Annotated in this window: 17 protein-coding genes and 1 pseudogene; 8 read left to right on the top strand and 10 right to left on the bottom strand. The window is 64.9% G+C overall.

The genetic code is table 11. The annotated features are described in order from the left end of the window. Positions 1–116 precede the first annotated feature (116 nt). The 3 genes from LCM4576_RS04035 (at position 117) to LCM4576_RS04045 (ending at position 3,769) form a co-directional block, all read left to right on the top strand. Positions 117–1,619, top strand: a complete 1,503-nt coding sequence (locus tag LCM4576_RS04035) for an aldehyde dehydrogenase (RefSeq protein ID WP_083361312.1) — start codon at positions 117–119, stop codon at positions 1,617–1,619. A 4-nt stretch (positions 1,620–1,623) separates the two neighbouring features. Then, positions 1,624–3,213, top strand: coding sequence for a GMC family oxidoreductase (locus LCM4576_RS04040; protein ID WP_071030648.1), 1,590 nt, complete (start codon positions 1,624–1,626; stop codon positions 3,211–3,213). A gap of 313 nt (positions 3,214–3,526) precedes the next feature. Continuing rightward, positions 3,527–3,769: an ATP-binding protein gene (locus tag LCM4576_RS04045; RefSeq protein WP_071030649.1), complete on the top strand. Its 243-nt coding sequence runs from the start codon at positions 3,527–3,529 to the stop codon at positions 3,767–3,769. A gap of 182 nt (positions 3,770–3,951) precedes the next feature. Here the strand turns inward: LCM4576_RS04045 and LCM4576_RS04050 are convergent, their stop codons facing one another. The 6 genes from LCM4576_RS04050 to LCM4576_RS04075 all read right to left on the bottom strand — a co-directional run bounded on the left by LCM4576_RS04050 (position 3,952) and on the right by LCM4576_RS04075 (position 10,023). Beyond that, on the bottom strand, positions 3,952–4,260 hold the full coding sequence (locus LCM4576_RS04050) for a putative quinol monooxygenase (protein WP_071030650.1): 309 nt from the start codon (positions 4,258–4,260) through the stop codon (positions 3,952–3,954). Between the two features lies 1 nt (position 4,261). Continuing rightward, positions 4,262–5,230: an ABC transporter permease gene (locus tag LCM4576_RS04055; protein WP_071030651.1), complete on the bottom strand. Its 969-nt coding sequence runs from the start codon at positions 5,228–5,230 to the stop codon at positions 4,262–4,264. Next, positions 5,220–6,806: a sugar ABC transporter ATP-binding protein gene (locus tag LCM4576_RS04060; RefSeq protein WP_071030652.1), complete on the bottom strand. Its 1,587-nt coding sequence runs from the start codon at positions 6,804–6,806 to the stop codon at positions 5,220–5,222. The genes LCM4576_RS04055 and LCM4576_RS04060 overlap by 11 nt, the downstream gene beginning before the upstream one ends. Continuing rightward, positions 6,803–7,972 (bottom strand): Gfo/Idh/MocA family protein, encoded by a 1,170-nt coding sequence (locus LCM4576_RS04065; protein WP_071030653.1) that lies wholly within the window; start codon positions 7,970–7,972, stop codon positions 6,803–6,805. The genes LCM4576_RS04060 and LCM4576_RS04065 overlap by 4 nt, the downstream gene beginning before the upstream one ends. 63 nt (positions 7,973–8,035) lie before the next feature. Beyond that, complete coding sequence (locus tag LCM4576_RS04070; protein ID WP_244510634.1) at positions 8,036–9,139, bottom strand: substrate-binding domain-containing protein; 1,104 nt, start codon at positions 9,137–9,139, stop codon at positions 8,036–8,038. 56 nt (positions 9,140–9,195) lie between these two features. Beyond that, a complete protein-coding gene (locus LCM4576_RS04075; protein WP_071030781.1) occupies positions 9,196–10,023 on the bottom strand; it encodes a sugar phosphate isomerase/epimerase in 828 nt (275 codons plus the stop codon). 222 nt (positions 10,024–10,245) lie between these two features. On the opposite strand from LCM4576_RS04075, the gene LCM4576_RS04080 reads away from it, so the two are divergent. The 3 genes and pseudogenes from LCM4576_RS04080 to LCM4576_RS04090 all read left to right on the top strand — a co-directional run. Beyond that, complete coding sequence (locus LCM4576_RS04080) at positions 10,246–11,694, top strand: ROK family protein (RefSeq protein WP_198540203.1); 1,449 nt, start codon at positions 10,246–10,248, stop codon at positions 11,692–11,694. 43 nt (positions 11,695–11,737) lie between these two features. Then, complete coding sequence (locus tag LCM4576_RS04085; RefSeq protein ID WP_071030655.1) at positions 11,738–12,751, top strand: substrate-binding domain-containing protein; 1,014 nt, start codon at positions 11,738–11,740, stop codon at positions 12,749–12,751. 11 nt (positions 12,752–12,762) lie between these two features. Next, positions 12,763–13,068, top strand: a pseudogene (locus LCM4576_RS04090) (Lrp/AsnC family transcriptional regulator); the annotation flags it as partial. Between the two features lie 224 nt (positions 13,069–13,292). Here LCM4576_RS04090 and LCM4576_RS04095 read toward each other — a convergent pair. From LCM4576_RS04095 to LCM4576_RS04110, 4 genes are read right to left on the bottom strand one after another with little or no spacing between them, the layout of a single operon-like run. After that, positions 13,293–13,943, bottom strand: coding sequence for a glutathione S-transferase family protein (locus tag LCM4576_RS04095; protein WP_071030656.1), 651 nt, complete (start codon positions 13,941–13,943; stop codon positions 13,293–13,295). A 9-nt stretch (positions 13,944–13,952) separates the two neighbouring features. Then, on the bottom strand, positions 13,953–15,719 hold the full coding sequence (locus LCM4576_RS04100; RefSeq protein ID WP_071030657.1) for a Rieske 2Fe-2S domain-containing protein: 1,767 nt from the start codon (positions 15,717–15,719) through the stop codon (positions 13,953–13,955). A gap of 24 nt (positions 15,720–15,743) precedes the next feature. Next, positions 15,744–16,634 carry an aromatic ring-hydroxylating dioxygenase subunit alpha gene (locus tag LCM4576_RS04105; RefSeq protein WP_244510624.1) on the bottom strand — a complete coding sequence of 297 codons (891 nt, stop codon included), beginning with the start codon at positions 16,632–16,634 and terminating at the stop codon, positions 15,744–15,746. 34 nt (positions 16,635–16,668) lie between these two features. Continuing rightward, on the bottom strand, positions 16,669–17,526 hold the full coding sequence (locus LCM4576_RS04110; RefSeq protein ID WP_071030659.1) for an aromatic ring-hydroxylating dioxygenase subunit alpha: 858 nt from the start codon (positions 17,524–17,526) through the stop codon (positions 16,669–16,671). Positions 17,527–17,777: 251 nt separating this feature from the next. On the opposite strand from LCM4576_RS04110, the gene LCM4576_RS04115 reads away from it, so the two are divergent. Continuing rightward, a complete protein-coding gene (locus LCM4576_RS04115; RefSeq protein ID WP_071030660.1) occupies positions 17,778–18,614 on the top strand; it encodes a GntR family transcriptional regulator in 837 nt (278 codons plus the stop codon). Further along, entirely contained in the window at positions 18,611–19,705 is a 1,095-nt protein-coding gene (locus LCM4576_RS04120) for a BMP family ABC transporter substrate-binding protein (protein WP_071030661.1), read from the top strand. Before LCM4576_RS04115 ends, LCM4576_RS04120 begins: the two co-directional genes overlap by 4 nt. Positions 19,706–19,791 lie beyond the last annotated feature (86 nt).

Below are 19,791 nucleotides of genomic sequence, written 5' to 3' on the forward strand. Positions count from 1 at the left end.
TCCGAGCGGGAACTTTGTTTTGACTGAAAGCGCACTCGCGGCCGCGCCGGCTTGAAGGGCATTGGCGCGCTCCATAACCCTCTCGAAAAATGTTCGTCAATTTCGAGGAGGATGGCGTGAACGAGAGAACCGTGCCGCCGATCAGCGCGGCTGCCGCCGCATTCCTTTCGCGACCGCATCGGCCCTTCATCAACGGACGTTTCGTCCACGGGCTCGCCGGAGACGAGCTGGCTGTCGACGATTCCGCCTCGGGCGAGATCGTCGCTTATGTGCCCGAGAGCGGCCCGGAACTCGTCGACCAGGCTGTGCGCGCGGCGCGGGCGGCGCTCGAAGGGCCATGGGCGTCGATGCGGCCGGTCGACCGCCAGAACCTGATGCTGAAGCTTGCCGACGCGATCGAGGCCGATGCCGACCTTCTGGCCGAGATCGAAAGCATCGAGAACGGCAAGTCGCTGGGCGTCGCCCGCATGCTGAGCGCGGGCGGCGCCGTCGACTGGYTGCGCTACTATGCCGGCTGGGCGACCAAGATCGAAGGCTCGACCTTCCAGGTTTCCATTCCCGTGCCGCCTGGGGCGAAGCACCAAGCGATGACGGTGATGGAGCCAGTGGGTGTCGTCGGCGCCATCGTGCCGTGGAACTTCCCGCTGCTGATCGGCATGTGGAAGATCGCRCCGGCGCTCGCCTGCGGCTGCACCATCGTGCTCAAGCCGCCGCAGGAAACACCGCTCGGYCTGCTCAGGCTCGCCGAACTGATCGAGGCAGCGGGCTTCCCGCCCGGCGTCGTCAACATCGTCACCGGCAGCGGCGCTGTGACCGGTGAGGCGCTGATCCGCCATCCCGGTATCGACAAGCTGACCTTCACCGGCTCGACGGAAGTAGGAAAGCGCGTTGGCCACGCCGCGGTCGACCGGGTGGCGCGTTTCACGCTGGAGCTCGGCTCCAAGTCGCCGATGATCCTGCTCGCCGACATGGAGGAAGGCATCGAGCCGCTGCTTGCCGGGCTCGGCATGTTCTTCAACCAGGGCCAGGTCTGCACCTCGGCGGCGCGGCTGTTGATCGAGAAGCCGATCTACGACCGCACGCTGGCGCGGCTGGCCGAAATCGCCGACGGCATGACGATGGGCGCCGGCCGCGACGCGGAGGCTCAGATCAATCCGCTGGTCTCGGCCAAGCATCGTTTGAGCGTGCAGGGTTTCGTCGAGCGCAGCCTGGCGGCGGGTGTCGAACGCGTGAGCGGCGCGCGACCCGTGCCTACGAAAGGTCACTATGTGGCGCCGACCATCCTGCACCATGTGAAGCCGGAGATGGAGATCGTGCGCGAGGAGGTATTCGGGCCGGTGGTGGCGGCGATGCCGGTCGCCGATCTCGACGAGGCGATCCGCATCGCCAACGACACGCGCTACGGACTGTCTGCCTCGATCTGGACCCGCGACATGGGCAAGGCAATGACGGCGATCCACGGCCTCAAGGCCGGCACGGTGTGGGTCAATTCGCACAACACGCTGGATCCGGYAGCGCCCTTTGGCGGCTTCAAGCAATCCGGCATCGGCCGCGAGCATGGCCGCGCGGCGATCGAGGGCTACCTCGAAACCAAGACCGCCATCATGCGCTACGCCTGATCCGATGACGGACATCTACGATTACATCGTCGCCGGCGCGGGCTCGGCGGGCTGCACGCTGGCAAGCCGGCTGGTCCAGGCCGGCAAGCGCGTGCTCGTCGTCGAGGCTGGCCCCGCGGACAACACGCGCTTCATCGATATGCCGGCCACCTTCGCCAAGGTGATCGGCACGGCGCGCAGCTGGATCTACCAGTCGGAGCCGGAGCCAAGYGTCGGCGGCCGCTCGCTGCCGATCCCGCAAGGGCGCACGCTCGGCGGCGGCTCTTCGATCAACGCCATGCTCTACATAAGGGGTCAGCCGGAGGACTATGACGGCTGGCGCGATCTCGGCTGCCCGGGCTGGGGCTGGGACGAGGTGTTGCCGGTGTACAGGAGGCTGGAGCGCAACGAGCGGCTTGCCGGCGAGTTGCACGGCTCCGAAGGACCGTTGCCAGTCTCCGATCCGCGCTACCGGCATCCGCTGTCCCTCGCCTATGTGCGCGCCGCCCAGCAAGCCGGCTACCGCTTCAATGACGACTTCAACGGCGAGCTGCAGGAGGGCGTCGGCTTCTACCAGACCACGACCGCAGACGGCGAAAGGCAGTCGGCGGCCAAGGTGTTCTTGAGGCCGCTCGCCGGCAATGCCAATCTCACGGTCGTCACCGATGCACTGGTGACGGCGCTGACGCTGGAGAATGGCGCCGCGACCGGCCTCGCCTATCAAACGCCGGACGGCTATAACCATACCGCCTCGGCGAAGGACGAAGTGATCCTTGCCGCCGGCGCGCTGGCGACGCCGAAACTGATGATGCTGTCCGGTCTCGGCCCGGCCGCGCATCTGGCGGAGATGGACATTCCCGTCGTCCGCGACATGCCGGCGGTCGGCCAGGACCTGCAGGATCATGTCGCCGCCCCGCTCTACGCGCTGACGCGCAAGCCGGTCTCCCTGCTCGGCGAGGATCGCGGCTTCAAGGCGCTGCGGCATGGCATCGAATATCTCATGTTCCGGCGCGGCCTGCTCGCCTCCAACGTGGTCGAGAGCGGCGGCTTCTTCGACACCGATGGCGATGGCCGACCCGACGTCCAGTTCCACGTGTTGCCGGTGATGATCGAAAACGCCGAGCACGGCTCGGTCGAACGCCACGGCATGGAACTGAACCCGTGCGTGCTGCGGCCGAAGTCGCGCGGCTCGGTGCGGCTGCGCTCGCGAAAGCCAGGCGACCCGATCCGCTTCACCACCGGCTTCCTGTCCCATGCCGACGATCTTGCGCTGTTGCTGGCAGGGATGAAGATTGCCCGCGCCATCGTGCGTCAGCCGGCACTGCGCGAAGTAGTCTCCGAGGAGCTTGCGCCGGGCAAGGCGGACAACCTCGGCGACGAGGCGGTAATCGACCACATCATCCGCCACGCCAAGACCGTCTACCATCCCTGCGGCACCTGCCGGATGGGAACGGACCAACAGGCAGTGGTCGATCCGCGGCTTCGCGTGCGCGGCGTGCCACGCCTGCGTATCGCCGACGCCTCGATCATGCCGCGCCTCACCAGCGGCAACACCAACGCGCCGGCGATCATGATCGGCGACCGCTGCGCCGATTTCATCCTGGGCACCTCTTGAAGGTTAGCCGAGACTGATCCAGGCCGTCTTGAGGTCGGTGTACTTCTCGATGGCGTGAAGCGACTTGTCGCGACCGAAGCCGGACTGCTWGAAGCCGCCGAGCCAACTCTCCGCTAGGTCAGTTTGCGCAATAGGAAATCGTAGAAGCGCGCGTCGTCCGCCCTTGAGACGTTGATGCGTATTCCTTTCGCGAGCGGGTGTGTCTTGTCGACGCAAAACACACTGCCCGGCGCGATGAAGATGCTCTCTTTCGCGCCCTCCCGCGCCAGTTCGATATGAGAGCATCATCCTTAGCCTGTCGGCAACTCCCGTGATGTCCGATGTCGATCCCGATGCCGCCGGGATCCTGTGCCRCAACCTCATCGACAACGCGCTGCGTTATGGCAAGGCCTCGTCGCCTGTGGCAGTGACCCTCGACTCGGATGGGCTGCTGACGGTGTCAAACGAAGGACCCGTTGTGCCGCCCGAGATAATGGCGAAACTGGCGTTTCGAGCGGGGCGGAACTTCGGCCCGCGGCAGCGGAATCGGGCTGTCGATCGTTTCGACGATTGCTGATCGGATAGGCAGCCCGCTCACCCTCAAATCGCCTAGGCCAGGGAAGCAGTCCGGTTTCGAAGCCAGCGTGAACCTCGCGAACGCAAGCGAGTCCAAGTCCACGGCTTCATCTTGATGTGATGTCTGCCCCGATGGCGACGGTGAAAATGGCTGGATGCAGGCGCGAGATGATGCTCGTGGCTTCACGTCGCCATCGGGCTCAACATCACGAAACGACGGACGTCGACCGGACGTGCGACCAGATCATCGAGGCGGCCGAACAGCGGCTTCAGATGCGGCATTRCCAAATGCCGGTCGAGATCGTCCTTCGAGCGCCAGTTCTCATAGAACATGAACACGCAAGGGTCGGYCGCATCGACATGGAAATCGTAGTTGATGCAGCCCACCTCGGCCCGCGTCGGCTCGACGAAGCCCGACAGGATCGCCTGCAGTTCCTCGCGGGTCTCCGGCTTGGCGACGATGGTGCCGACCACCGTGTAGGGAACCACCATGTCATTTCCGTCCCTGGCTGAGCGCGACGGCGAGGATGATGATGGCGCCGCGCGCGATCAGCTGCTGGCTGAACTCCAGGCCMATCAGGATCAAGCCGTTGTTGATAAGCCCGATCATCAACGCGCCGACAATGGTTCCGATCACCGTGCCGGACCCGCCGAACAGGCTGGTGCCGCCAAGCACCGCCGCCGCGATGACCGACAGCTCGTCGCCCTGGCCGAGCTGGAAGCGGCCGGATTGCAGCCRCCCGGCATAGAGCATGCCGGCAAGAGCCGCCGCCATGGCCGAGATGATGAGGACGCGAAACTTGATCGACTTGGTGTCGATGCCGGAATAGCGCGCCGCGACCTCGCCGCCGCCGGTGGCCAGCACGCGCCGGCCGAAGCTGCTTCGCCTCAGCACGACATGACCGACGGCGCCCAGCACCAGCATCCAGATCAGCAGGACGGGCGCCGGCCCGATATTGCCACCGCCAAAAATCCACGAATAGCTCTTCGAGATGATCGGCACCGCGGCCGTATCGCTCATCCACATCGCGGTGCCGGTGGCGATCCCCATCATGGCCAGCGTGGTGAGGAAGGACGGAATGCYGATGCGCGTCGTCAGGAGCCCGTTGAAGGTACCGACGACGGCGCCGGTGGCGAGGCCTGCAACGATGCCGGTAACCGGCCCACCGGCGTCGATCGCCATGGCCGTGGTCACCGAAGCCAGCCCCGCCACCGCCYCGACGGACAGGTCGATCTCTCCCGCCGACAGCACGTAGGTCATGGCGATAGCCATGACCGCGATCATCGCCGTCTGGCGCACGATGTTGAGCAGGTTGTTGGGGTTGAGGAAGCCCTTGTCGAACAGCGTGATCGCGAACACGATGAAGATCACGACGAAGCCGATATAGATGATGTTCTGCCGCCAGTTGGCGAGACCGAGTCTTGCGAGGAGCGAGGGGGCGGTGTCCCGGTCAGTGGACATGTGTTCCYCCCTCACTCTTGCTCAGCGCTTTCTGGATGACGATCTGCAGCTTGCGCTCCRCCGCCTGCAACCGAGCGACCGGATCGTCCTCCGGCGCCGACAGATCGTCGAGATCGCCGCGGTCTATGTCGTCCATGACGCGGCCGTCCGCGATGACGAGTATGCGGTCGCAAGCGGTCARCATCTCGGACAGCTCGGACGAGATCATGATGATGGCCTTGCCGCTCTTGGCGAGCWCGCGCACCAGCATGATGATTTCCGACTTCGAGCCGATGTCGATGCCGGAGGTCGGCTCATCGAGGACAAGAATATCCGGCTCGGTCGAAAGCCATTTGCCGATGACGACCTTCTGCTGATTGCCGCCCGACAGCGTGCGCACCGCAGCGTCGCGCGAAGCGGTCTTGATCCGCAGCCTTCCGATCTGGCTGTCGGATTGCTCGCGCATCTTGCTGTTCGACATGAAACCATTGCGGCTCAGCCGGTCGAGCGAGGCAAGCGCGATGTTGGAGGCGACCGAATGCTCGGCAATGACGCCTTGCCGCAACCTGTCCTCGGGCACCAGCGCGATGCCGGCCTCGATGGCGTCGCTTGGCCTCGTGATCGCCACCGGCTTGCCAGCGATGCGCATTTCGCCTTCGACGATCGGCTCGATGCCGGCAATGACGCGCGCGATCGCGGAGCGGCCGGAGCCGAGCAGTCCGGCAAGGCCCACCACCTCGCCGCCGCGGACGACGAAACTGGCATTCTTCGGCTTCGTCACGCCCGACACGTTGTCGAACTCCAGCAACGGTTTTCCGATGCGCGATCCGCCGCGCGCCACATCCGACAGGCCGCGTGAGCGTTTGCCGACAATGTGTTCGATCATCGTTTCGACCGGCAGGTCCGACAGCGGCGCGGTGACGACATGGCGGCCGTCGCGCAGGATGGTGGCGCGGTCGGCGATGCGAGCGATCTCATCCATGCGGTGCGAGACATAGATGATGGCCACGCCATCCGACCTCAGCTTGCGCAGGAAGGCGAACAGCCGCTCGACATCGGACACGGCCAGCGCCGTCGACGGCTCGTCCAGCACCAGCACCCTGGCGTTCTGCGAGATCGCCTTGACGATCCCGGTCAATTGCCGCTGGCCGGCGCCGAGATCGCCGACAATCGCCTTCGGATCGACCTCGACCTCGAGCATGGCGAACAGATCCCGGGCGCGCCTCTCGGCGGCGCGGTCGTCGATTAGGCCGAACGCGCCCTTGGCTTCGCGGGTGAGAAACACGTTCTGCGCCACGGTCAATGTCGGGATCAGGCTCATCTCCTGGAAGATCATGGCGATGCCCGCCCGGCGCGAAGCCTCAGGCGAAATCTCGCTCAGCGGCTTGCCGTCGACAAGGATGGTGCCGCTGTCGGGCGCATGCACGCCGTTCAGCACTTTGAGGATGGTCGACTTGCCGGCGCCGTTGCCGCCGAGCAGGGCATGGATCTCGCCCTTCTCCACCTGCAGGTCGACATCGACCAGCGCCTTGACGCCGCCGAAGGATTTGCTGACGCCCTTCATCTCCACCGCATGAACGGGCGWCCCGTCGATCATGGCCGGACCTTGACCCAATGGCCGCTCTCGCCGGATTCGATCAACGCGTCGGCGACCCGCTCCGTCTTGTAGCCGTCCTCGAAGTTCGGCGACGGCTGCTTGCCGGACGCGATGGCGGAGAAGAAGTCGAAGCACTCGACGATCTTGGTCTCGGAATAGCCGATGCCAAGTGCCGGTATCGGCCACAGGCCCGAACCATAGGGATGCGCCGGACCGGAATAGACGGTCCTGAACCCACGGGCGTCGGCAGGATCATCGGCGAACATGACCTGCAATTCGTCGCGCCGTTCGTAGTTGAAGGCAATGGAGCCCTTGGTGCCGTGGATCTCGAAAGTGATGAAATTGTTGCGGCCATAGGCATTGCGGGTCGCCTCGAGCGAGCCGATGGCTCCGTCGGCGAATTTGAGYAGCGTCACCACCTCATCGTCGACATCGACTTCGGCCCGTTGCGCGCCGGTGTTCCGTTCGGCGGCGCCGAGCCTGTCGAGATTTCCGCTCTGAACCGGGCGCGTCTTGTTGTAGGTGCGCACCAGCGCGCTGACCTCGGCGATCTCGCCAACGAGGTAGCGGGCAAGATCGACGACATGCGTGCCGATGTCGCCGATCGAGCCGGAGCCGGCGATCTTCTTCTGGAAGCGCCAGGAGAGCGGGGAATCGGGATCCGCCGACCAGTCCTGGAGATAGGTGCCGCGGAAGTTGAGAATCTTGCCGATGCGGCCCTCCTCTATGTATTGGCGGGCCAGCGCCACCGCCGGGGTGCGCCGGTAGTTGAAGGCGACCATGTGGATGATACCCGCCTTCTTCACCGCGTCGAGCATGGTCTTCGCCTCGTCGCCGCCGCGCGCCAGCGGCTTTTCGCAGATGATGTGCTTGCCGGCTTCCGCCGCGGCGATGGCGATCGCGRCATGGCTGTCGTTCGGCGTGACGATGTCGACAACGTCGATGTCCGGCCGCTTCACCACCGCGCGCCAGTCGGCGGACGATTCTTCGAAACCGTAGCGGCGGCGGCCTTCGTCGGCCAAGGCCTCGGTGACGTCGACCACGACCTTGCGCACGGGAATGGCGGGCGCCGGCCAGAAGAACATCGGCATTGCCGCATAGGCCATGGCATGGGCCTTGCCCATGAAACCGCCGCCGATCATCGCCACGTTGAGCGTTCGGGTCATGATAGCCTCCAGATTGAGCTGAGAAGGAGTGGCCGGCGGGGGAGCGCGCCGGCCGCGGGGCCGCTACATGCTGCCCTTGATCTTGTCGGTGGCCTCGGCGTGATAGACGGCCTTCCAGCCTTCCAGCAGCGTGTCCTTGGTGACCGGCAGCGCCGGCAGGGCGACGAAGGCCGGCGCTTCCTTGCCGAGCAGGCCATAGCCGGCGAGCTTGGCTTCGGTGACGCCCTGGTCGAACGGACGTTGGGCGCCCAGCCCCTTCACGAAGCCGCCGCTTGCTATGTTGATGGCGACGTTCTCGCCGAGATCGCAGGTGGTGATGACGAGATCGTCGCGGCCGGCGGTGCGCGCCGCCGAGATCACGCCTTCGGCCGGCACGTCCCACACCGCCCAGATGCCGTTGATGGTCGGGTGCGAGGTGAGGATGGCGGACGCCGCCTTCTCGGCGTCGCCGGTGAAGTCCGGCCCGCCAATGCCTTGCTCGGCGACGATCTTGATGTCGGGATAGTTGTCGGCGATCGTCTTCTTGAAGCCGTCATAGCGCTGCCTGGTGACGAAGAAATCGGCGGCGTGGAAGACGAGGCCGATCTCGCCCTTGCCGCCCAGCGCCTTGGCCATCAGATGCGCGGCCGCGACGCCGTTGCCGTAATTGTCGGCAGAGACCACGGAGACGTAGTCCTTGCCGGCGGCGAAGCCCGCCGGAACATTGTCCATGAACACCAGCTTGGCGCCCTTGTCGGCGGCAGCCTTGTAGGCCGATGCCGTGGCCGACGGATCGGTCGGGATCGACACGATGATCTTCGGGTTCTGCGCCATCACCGTCTCGAGGTCGGCGACCTGCTTTTCCGGCTTGAAGCCGGCATCGGTGGTGGCGATCACCTCGATGCCCATCTTCCCGAACTGGTCCTTGAGGCCGGCGATCTGCGCCCTCGACCAGTCATTGCCGCCATAGTGCATGACGATCGCGGCGGTGGCCTTCATGTCCTTGATCTTTGCCAGTTCCTCGTCCGTCAGCGTGACGGAGGCTGCCGAGGCCGGCGYCTCGCCGTTCGGGCCCCTCGAAAGCACCGTCTTTTGYAGTTCCGCCAGCGCCGAATCCGGGTCGGCGGAGGCTGGCGCGGCGGCATAGAGACTGGTTGCCAGCAGCGCCGTCGTGAAGACCGCGGTCATTGTCCTGAAACGTGTCATTAGGTTCCTCCCTGATGACGGGCGCGAAGCCCGGTTGCTTAATGTGGCCCCATGGCCTTGTTGAGGTAGTTCATGCTCAGTGCTGCTCCTTGCCTGGGATCCGCCCAGGCATCGAGTTCGGTGGTGATCCAGCCGGAAAAGCCGATGTCCTTGAGCGCCTCGACGATCGGCGCCATGTCGAGGTCGCCGCGATCGAGCGGCGTGAAGGCGAAGGGGTCGCGCTGCCAGCCTTTCAGATGCACGTAGCTGATGCGGTCCTTGAATTCGCGGATCTGCGCGGCCGGATCGCCGCCGGCGGCCGCCAGGTGCGCGGTGTCCGGGCAGAAGTCGATCGCCGTGTGCCTGAAGATCTCGCGCACGTCTTCGGGGCCTTCCACAATGGTCGACAGATGCGGGTGGTAGTGCGCCCGCAAGCCCGCCTTGGCCCCGATGTCGATGACCTTGTCGAGCGACGCGCCGAGGCGCTTGAAATCGTCGGCCTGCCGGCCATTGGCGCGCTTGGCGCCGCCGCCGACCACCAGATGCTCGGCCCCAAGTTCGGCTGCGACCGCCGCGGCGCGCTCGATGCGGGCCAGTTCCTCGCCGAGGATATCGTCGAAGATGAAATTGGCGCCTGAATAGCCCGCAACGAGCGCGACGCCCGACTGGTTCAGGACGGCACGCAAGTCACCAATGCGTCCCGCATAGTCGAGGAGATTGCCGTCGAAGAGCTCCGTCCCGACATAGCCGGCCGCGCCGATATCGCGGATCGCCTGCTCCATATCACCGAAAGTGCGGTAGGTGAGCTGGGTGATCGAGGTGACGCCGACGGCATTGCCGCCAAGCGGACCCCAGCAATTGGCATGATAGGCCAGTTTGACCGGCATCTCGTATCCTCCCATACGGCCGCGACCAGCAAAGGGCGGCGCGATGTTGTTGGCCGGAGGAAAATTCGGACRCCGCCTGATGGTGCCCATCGCCTTCCAAGCCCGTCCACCTGGGCCCTCCTCCGAGCCTCCAGCAATACTTATGCGCTCCTTTCGGCGTTCGTCAAWTATTAAAATGCAAAAGTCGGCTTACTTTTGTTGATAAACGACATAAGTTCCTACTTGATCCGTAAATGGGGTCACGTTACCCATGGCGAAGTGGCCACGGCCGACGGGGCGGCACCGCGGCAGGTGAGGCGCGGCAAGGACATGGACGAACGCAGCATCTCAAGCGATGAACAGTCAGCCGCGCCACGCCGGGCCGCCGGCCGGCCGCGCGCCAGTGAATCCGCGCATGGCAGCCTGGCCCTGCTGCTCAACCTCGTGCGAAGCGGGGTGGCGACGACCCGCCAGGAACTGGAAATACAATCGGAAATGGGGCGGGCCGTCGTCACCGACCGCCTCGCCACCCTTCTCAAGCTGGGGCTGATCGAGGAGGGCGAACTGGGCCTCGCCGTCGGCGGGCGCGCGCCCCGTCATGTCCGCTTCCGCCCGCGCATGGGCATCATCCTTGCCGCCGTGCTAGATCATTCCTCGCTCGCGGTCGGCGTCTCGGATCTGACCGGACGCTTGCTGGCCGAACATCACGAGGCCRTCGAGCTGGCGGCGGGACCCGAGCCCGTGGTGCAGCGGCTGGYGACGCTGTTTGCCTGGATGCTGGAGGAACATGGCAGCGAAGGAGGCATCTGGGGCATCGGCCTCGCAGTGCCCGGAGCCGTCGAGAAGCCCRACGGCCAGCGCCTGTTCGCGCCGRCGCTGACCGCGTTCCAGAACTGGGATGGATTTCCTTTTGTCGAACAATTGGCCACGCTTGTCGGCGCGCCTGTCTGGGTGCGAAGCGGCGTTCAGACGATGACGATGGGCGAGTTGAAATCGGGAAGCGGCATCGGCCTGGCGGACATGATCTTCGTCAAGCTCGGACGCTCCATCAGCGCGGGCGTCATATCAGAAGGCACGCTGCACCGTGGCGCGCAGGGCGCCGCCGGCATGATCGGCCACACTTTCGTGGAGGGTGGAAATCTCGAAACGATCGCCGGCAGCGAGGCGCTGACGCGCGAGGCCCGTCAGGCGGCCGACAGCGGCCGCAGCCCCTATTTGGCCGGTGTCCTGGCACGCACCGGCGAAGTCACGGTAACCGATACCGGCCACGGCGCGCAGCTGGGCGATCCTTTCTGCATAGACCTGCTCGGCCGCTGCGGCCGCGCCGTCGGCGAAGTGCTGGCGCCGCTGGYCAATCTGTTGAACCCCTCGCTGATCGTGCTTGGCGGCGCGGTTGCCGAGACCGGGGACATCCTGCTGGCGGCCGTGCGCGAGGCGGTCTATCGCCAGTCGCATCCCGTGGTGACACGCGACCTCAGGATCGTGCGCTCGCAAATGGGCGGCTCGGCCGGGCTGGTGGGAGCCGCGCAGGTGGTGGCCGAGGCGCTGTTCGATCCGAGGTTCCTGCAGGGCTGGATCACGCTCGGCTCGCCGCGCGAGCACCCGGAATTCAAGGATTTTCTCGCACGCGCCGCGCTCGACATCGTTACCCGGCCGGCCAAGCCGCGCCCGCCGGGCGGCTCGCTTGCGTAGGACCTGCGATGGTGCGCCGCTGGCGCCTGGGGAGGATTGAGGAATGGCGATCACCGGGCTAGGGCCGCATGGCGAACGAGCGGTTCCCGCCGATCAGGTCGGGCTGTCGGGTGCCGACGCCGATGCCGCGCGCAAACGCAACTTTTCAGTGGCCGTCGTTCTTCACACCACGGTGAGCGACTGGGCCAAGGAGGAACTCGCCGGCATTGTCGCCACTCTTGGCCGCTACGGCGCGGCGGTCGTCGAGGTCATCGACTGCGCCTTCGATGTCGACAGGCAGGTCGCCGAACTGCAACGGCTCGCCACCGAACCGGTGGACGCCGTCATTTCCATTCCGATCGGCAGCGCCAGGGCTGCCGATGCCCATCGCGCGATAGCGGCGGCGGGAAAGAAGCTTCTGCTGCTCGACAATGCGCCGACCGGCATGCTGCCGGGCAAGGATTACGTCAGCGTCATTTCCACCGACAATTTCGGCCTCGGACAGATTGGAGCGGAGCTGCTCRCAGAGCACGTGGCCCCGGGCGGCACGATTGGYGTTCTTGCCTATGGGGTGGACTTCTTTGCCACGCATGAGCGCGAGATCGCTTTCCGCAAATGGATGGCCAGCCATCGGCCGGATCTGTCCCTGGTGCGCGGCAAGTTCGCCGATGTGACGCAGGCCAAGGCCGCGACCGCCGGCCTGCTGCAGGGAAATCCCGATCTGGCCGGCCTGTTCGCTGTGTGGGACGTGCCGGCGGCCGGCGCCATCGCCGCGATCCGCGATGCGGGAAAGACGATCCCGATCACCACCGTCGACCTTGGCAATGACGTGGCGGCGGACCTGGYTGCCGGTGGCCTGATCAAGGGCATCGCCGCGCAGCTGYCATACGACCAGGGCGTCGCGGTTGGCATCGCGACGATCCTCGGTCTTCTCGAGCGGCAACCGCCACCCTGGATCGCCCTGCCTGGACTTGGCGTCACTGCCAGCAACGTGGTGGAGGCCTATCAGGTCGTCTGGCGCGCACCGGCCCCTGCCGCCTTGCTCAGAGCCCGCAAACCGCGAAAGACCATGCCTTGACGGCAAGATGATACACCGCGGTCATCGACCAGGATCAGGTCGACCTGCCGATTTCTGTCTTCGCCTCGATCAAGCTGGAACGCCAGCGAGAGGAGGAGCTGGAACGCTTCAACGCCGCCATTTCCCGCTGGCCGGAAGTCGTCGACTGCTATCTGATGACCGGACAGCGCGATTATCTGCTGCGCATCGTGGTGCGCGACCTGCATGCCTATGATCGCTTCCTGAAGGAAAAGTTGACCCGCCTTGACGGCGTCGCATCGATCGAATCGAGCTTTGCGCTCTCGCAGATCAAGAGATCGAACCAACTGCCGATATGAGGTATCCGCCCCCGGGGGCGTCAGGCCGGTATCAATCCTGCAAATTGGACCATCGACCGCCCGCGGGCCATCCATGACGGTGCCTATCACCCGGCCGTTTTCGATGAACGGCGCGCAGCGCTCTTCCCCGTCTTCGCTTCAGGCGGCGACGGCAACGGCGGCAGTTTTCATTTTCCCTCTCGCGATTTGACTGGCTTGAGCGAATGCCGGCCCGTGACTGAAACTTATGCCGCGGCTCTGGCGGGCCCGGCCGGAAACACGCCCGACATGACGATGAAACCCTTGATGCGCTTCACGCGATCGCACCAGCGGCGGATCGCCGGATAATCCTGGCGCGAAATACCGCCTTCCTCGGACAGCATGATGTAGGGGAAGCAGGCAATGTCGGCGATCGTCGGCTGCGAGGCCGAGCAGATCCATTGACGGCCCTCCTGCTCGACGAACCAGAGGTGCTCGTCGAGAATGCGGAACAGCCGATGCGCGCCGGCGCGGGCGGCATCGATGTCGAAATCATAGAACAGCGCATCGTGCAGGCGGGCGGCCGAGGCGGTCCCGGTGATGCCGTCGGCAAAGGCCAGCCACTGGCTGATCTCGCCGAGCAGGGCCGGGTTCTCCCGGGGGTACCATGTGCCGGACGGATCGTATTTCGATGCGAGGTAGACCAGGATCGCCTGGGCGTCGCGCAGGACCAGCCCGTCATCGTCGATCACAGGCAGCTGTCCCAGTGGATTGAGCTTCAGGAACCATTCCGACTTGTGCTCGCGTCCAGGATAGAAGTCGACCGGCACGGTCTTGTGGTCGATGCCGAGGATGCTCATCAGCAGCCGCAGTTTGTAGCAATTGCCGGACAGCTCGTAGTCGTAAAGCGTGATCATCGGCGGCTCCTAGATGTCGAGCACGAGACGCGCGGATTTGGCGCGCGAGACACAGGTCATGATCTTCGTTCCAGCTTTGCGCTCGGCGTCGTTGAGATAGACATCCTGGTGATCGGGCTCGCCTTCGATCACGGTCGCGACGCAGGTGCCGCAGGCGCCCTGCTCGCAGGACGACGGCACGTCGATGCCGCTCTCGCGCATGACCTGCAGGATCGTCTTGCCGGCCGGCACCTGCAGCGTGACGCAGGATCTTGCCAGCGCCACCTCGAAGCTCGAGCTGTCGTCGATCTTGTTGGTGTTCTTGAAATATTCGAAATGTACGGCGCCGTCCGRCCAGCCCTGCTCGGCCGCGATCCCGCGTGCCGCCTCGAGCATCGGGCCGGGACCGCAGATGTAGAGATGCATGCCGTTCCGGTATTCGGCCAGCACACGGCGCAGCTCGGCGCCGGTCGCGTCCGGCGACAGGCCGAGATGCGGCTTCAGCGCGTCGCCGARCCCGGCCAGCCGATCAGCGAAGGCGAGATGCTGCTCACCTTGCGCGAAATAATGCAGCTCGTGCGTCAGCTCCTGGTTCTTCAGCGCCTGCGCCATGGCAAGCAGCGGCGTGATGCCGATGCCGCCGGCGACGAAGATCGTCTTGATGGCGTCGCGGCGCAGCGGAAAATTGTTGCGCGGTTCCGAGATCGCCAGCACATCGCCTTCGCGCACCGTCTCGTGCATGCATTTCGAGYCGCCCTTCGAGTCCGGCTCCAGCTTGACGCCGATGACGAAGCTGTCGGTCTCACCCGGCCCGTTGGTGATGGAATATTGGCGGATCTCGCCGTTCGGCATGTGAATGTCGATATGCGCACCGGGCTGGAAGGTCGGCAGGATGCCCTTGACCGGCCGCAGTTCGAAGCCAGCGATGCCATCAGCGGCCTGCCACTTCCTGGCCACCGTGACGCGCAGCGCCGCCTTGCGACCGTGCGCGGTCAGTTCCGGCATTTCGGCAAGCTCGGCCGATACCCTTTCATAGACCGGTTCGATCGGCGCTGGCGCGGGTGCATCCGCCACCTCGCGCTCGACCTCGTCACGCAGTTTTGAAAGCCGTTCGTTGTGGTGACGCAGGACGGCGATGCGGGCAGCCCCTTCGGCGTCGCGGTCGAGCACGCCGCGAATGACCGAACGGTTGGAGTCGACCGGTTGGACGAAAAAGACGCCAAGCGTCTCGGCRGTGCCGTCACGCGAGCGCAGCGCAACAGCGAAACCCTGGGACGCTTCAACTCTGATTTCGGYGCCGTCTCCGCCCATCGCCCCATCGGGCTGAAAGCGATAATTCTTCAGCGCCTCGGCAACCTTGTCGGCCGGCGCGTTGACCGGAATGCCGCGCAAGGCGAGCAGCTTGCGCTCGGCAAAACCGGCGACATCCGGCACCTCGCCCAAGGCGTCTTCCGAGGACCAGATCAGGCCGTAGCGCTCGACCGCCGGATAGGTACGGTTGGTGATGGTGCGGGCCGGCGCGTCGGCCGGATGCGCGGGGATGTAGGTGCAGCCAGCCGTGCGGTTCGCATAGCGCCAGCCATGATATTGGCACTTCAGCTCGCGGCCGTCATTGATGCCGATCGACAGCCTCACGCCGCGATGCAGGCAACGGTTCTCCCATATGTTGACGTAGCCGTCATCGGCCCGCCAGACCGCGAACTCGCGGCCGAGCAACTGGCCATGGAACACATGGCGGAACGGTAGGTCATGGGCAGCGGCGATCGGATGCCACTGGCTTCTGGCTGCTTCCAGCATTCGTCGTCTCCAAAAATGTTCTGGTCAGGCCGCGGCCGGAATGACCCCGTAGGTCACGCCTTTCTGGCTGAGCCAGCGCCGGTAGGCGATCGCCGATTTGTCGGCGCGGATCGGCGTCTCGGCGCGCGGATCGAGCGGCAGACGCTTCGGCACCTGGTTCTCCAGGATCGGCTTGTCCTGGCCGAAGATGGTCTGCTGAAAGCGCTTGATCACCTTGTCTTCGCTGTTCTCGTCGAGCACGCAAAGCAGCATATGCGCGCGCACATGCTCCTGGTCGACCGGCTGCAGGAAGATGGCGATCACGTCGCGCCGCGCCTCATAGACCGGGCTCGATTTATACAACACCGAGCAATAGGGATGCGGCACGCGGTAGACATAGTCGACATCGGCGCCGCCCTCCGAGGCGGTCGAAGCCATCGGCTGGAAGAAGCGGCAGCGCGTGGCGAGAATCTCGTCGCGCTCGACCGAGATCTCGACATCGTATTCCTTGACCTCGGTGTGCGGTTCGGCGCCGAGGATGTCGGTATGCACGTAAGGGAAATGGCCCATGTCGAGAAAATTCTCGATGGCGCGCGGCGCCGAGACATTCACGCCAAAGGTCGCGGCATTGAGCCGGCGCCGGTCTGRCTCGGCATATTCCGGGATCGGGAAGAGGTCGGCCGGCGGCGAGCCCAGCGAGGTCCAGACATAACCATAGGCGCTTTTGGCCGGCAGCCGGTCGGCGGCCGCGACCTGGTCGGCGCGGCGCAGATCCGGCCGCGGGCGCCAGACGACCGGTTCACCATCCGCGCCGACCGAAAAGCTGAGGCGCTCCTCGAGCAGCACCGTCTGCTGGACGGCGCCGGGGACAGTCTCGGCGATTGCGCCCACCGGATGCCAGAGATTGAGGACCACGGAATCCRTGCATTTGGTCATAACGTCATTCCTTTGCATGCCGCGGACATCGTGATCAGACCTGCGCCGGTATGGCGCCGTAGGTGACGGCGCGGTCGCGCAGCCAGCGCCGGTAGGAGACCGAGACGGCATCGGCGCGGATCGGCGTTTCGGCACGCGGATCGAGCGGCAGTCGCTTCGGGACCTGGTTCTCCAGGATCGGCTTGTCCTGCGCGAAGATCAATTGCATGAAGCTGCGCACCGTCGCCGCCTCCATGCCATCCTTGAGGTAGCAGAGATAGGGATGCGCGATGCAGTTCTCTTCATCGACGGGTTGCACGAAGAGCGTGATGACGTCGAGCCGGTGCTTCTGGATCGGATTGCTCTTGTAGAGCGCCACCGTGTAGGGCCGGATCACCTTGTAGATGTAATCGACGACGAAGCCTTCCCTGGCGGTGGGYGAGGCGATCGGCTGGTAGAACTTGCACTCCGTCGCCAGCACCTCGTCCTCGGCGGTGATCTCGACATTGTAGGGCGCCACCTCGGTGTGCGGCTCCTCGCCCAGCCAGCCGGTGTGCACGAAGGGGAAGTGCCCCATGCCGAGGAAATTCTCGACGGCTCGCAAGCCGGAAACCTTGACCGCGATGGACCCGCCGCTGACGAGATGACGATCCGCTTCGTTTGCCTCGGGAATGAAGACGATGTCGCGCCGCGGCGTTCCGAGGCAGGTCCAGATGAAGCCGTAGCGCTCGGCCGATTTCAGCGCGACGTCTGTATCGTCGCGAATGACCTCGAAGCTCCCCGCGCGCTCGCGGACGATCAGGCCGACGCCGAGCAGGCGTGTTGGAAACGGCTTATCCTGGGAGAGCGATTCCCGGTCGGCGACGATGTGCCAGTCGTTCAGAAGCTCGCGGTCGACGCAGCGGGTAGCCATCGGCACCCCTCTCAACTCGGCTAGCCCTTCACCATGAACCTAGCCCGGCGTTTCGACAAAACGAAAACACAAGATTGGATATCAATCAACGATTTTTTGTCAGCCAAAACTCATTTTTGTGTTGACAGGTTTCAATGATTGACTTCCCGTGTATGAAGTTCTGAATCTGGGATATGCCGTGTCCTGACGGCGCATGTCTTCGCTACGGAAAGCCTGCTGATCATGCCCTCAAATCCGCGGAGAACCGCGCCTTGAGCAGCCGTTCCCAGACGATAGCGGATAWCCTGACGCGCGCGATCATCGACCATCGGCTGGTGCCCGGCTGCAAGCTCGGCGAGCGCGAGCTTTCCGAGATTTTCGACGTCAGCCGCATCGTCGTGCGCCAGGCGCTGATACGGCTCGCCGATGACGGGCTGGCGCAGATCGAGCGCAATCGCGGCGCCTTCGTCGCCAAGCCGAGCATGCAGGAGGCGATGGAGATCTACGACGCGCTGACGCTTGTCGAACAGGGCGTCGCCGCGCAGCTCAGCGATCGCCTCGGCCCCGCCGGATGGGCGGAGCTGCGCCAGCATGTCGAACGCCAGCGCCAGGCCGTCGCCTCAGGCAACGACGCGCTGGCCGACGTGCTCGGCCAGGAGTTCCACACCGTCTTCGTGCGCTTGAGCCGCAACAAGGTGATGCAGGAAATCCATGCGCAGCTCGTGCGCCGCACCACGCTGCTGCGCTCGCTGATCACCGCCGATTTCGACTATTGCAATCTGCTCGACGACCATTCGCGCGTCGTCGACCTTCTCGAAAAGGGCCGGCTGAAACAGGCCATGGACCTCATCGACACGCATCACCGCGCGGTGGTGCGCGGCTACATCATGGATCGCGAAGTCTACGCCGAAATGACGCCGGCCGAGGCGCTGGCGCCCTATCTCGACGGCAAGGCCGACGGCGCGGCGCCGATCGCGCCGCGAAAACCGGCAAAATCATCCGGGAATGGCGATGGCACGGCGCATGTGCATGTCCATCTCCCCAAGCAAGATCCGGCACCGAAAAGCCGGGCATCGGCCAAAAAAACCAACAGAGGGCTACCAGCATGAACGACCTGACAAGACGCGGATTCCTGAAATACAGCGGCGCGCTCGGCGCGGCACTGGGCACCGGAGGACTGAGCACCATCGCCAGGGCCGACGACGTGCTCAAGGTCGGCGTCGTCTATGTCTCGCCGATCGCCGAGATCGGCTGGACCAAGCAGCACAGCCTCGGCGTCGAGGCGATCAAATCCGCGTTCGGCGACAAGGCAAAGCTTACCGTCATCGACAACATCTTCATGCCGCAGGATGCCGAGCGYGTTTTCCGCGAGCTCGCCAGCGCCGGCAATCAGTTGATCTTCGGCACCAGCTTCTCGCACGGCACGCCGATGCAGAAGGTGGCGCCGCGCTTCCCCAAGATCGCGTTCGAGCATTGCTCGGGCATCGTCCATCTCGCCAATCTCGGCACCTTCGAAGCGAAGTACTATGAAGGCACTTTCGTCGCCGGCGCGGCCGGCGGCCATATGTCGAAGTCGGGCAAGATCGGCTTCATCGGCGGCTTCCCGATCCCCGACATCGTCGGCCCTGCCAACGCGCTGCTGCTCGGCGCGCAGAGCGTCAATTCGAACGCCACCTGCAACGCCATCTTCCTCAATTCCTGGTTCGATCCGGGCAAGGAGAAGGAAGCCGCCAAGACGCTGCTTTCGCAAGGCTGCGACGTGATCTGCTCGATGACGGATACGGCGACCGGCGTGCAGGTCGCCGGCGAAGGCGGCGCCTGGTCGATCGGCTACGCCAGCGACATGTCGAAATTCGCCTCAGGCAAGCAGCTGACCTCCTTCGTGCTCGACTGGACCAGCGACTATGTCGGCGCCGCCAAGGCCGTCGCGGCCGGAACCTGGAAGCCGGAAGTGCGCTGGGACGGACTGGCCGCGGGCGTGGTCAAGATGGCGCCCTACAATGACGGCATCCCGGCCGACGCCAAGGCCAAGCTGAAGCAGCTCGAGGCCGATATCGGCAGCGGCAAGGTGCATCCCTATGCCGGCGAGCTGAAGGACCAGGACGGCAATGTCAAGGTCGCGGCCGGATCGGTGCTTCCCGACGACGGCATTCGCGGCATGAACTGGTTCGTCAAGGGAATGATCGGCAAGCTGAGCTGATCAACCGCGAAGAAGCGGGGAAACGCCGAGGCCATCTTCGGCGTCTCCCCGCCGGTTCCCGTCCAACCCCGCATCACGCCCGGCAG

It is taken from the genome of Mesorhizobium sp. LCM 4576 (assembly GCF_001854815.1).
In the GTDB taxonomy this organism is placed as follows: domain Bacteria; phylum Pseudomonadota; class Alphaproteobacteria; order Rhizobiales; family Rhizobiaceae; genus Mesorhizobium; species Mesorhizobium plurifarium.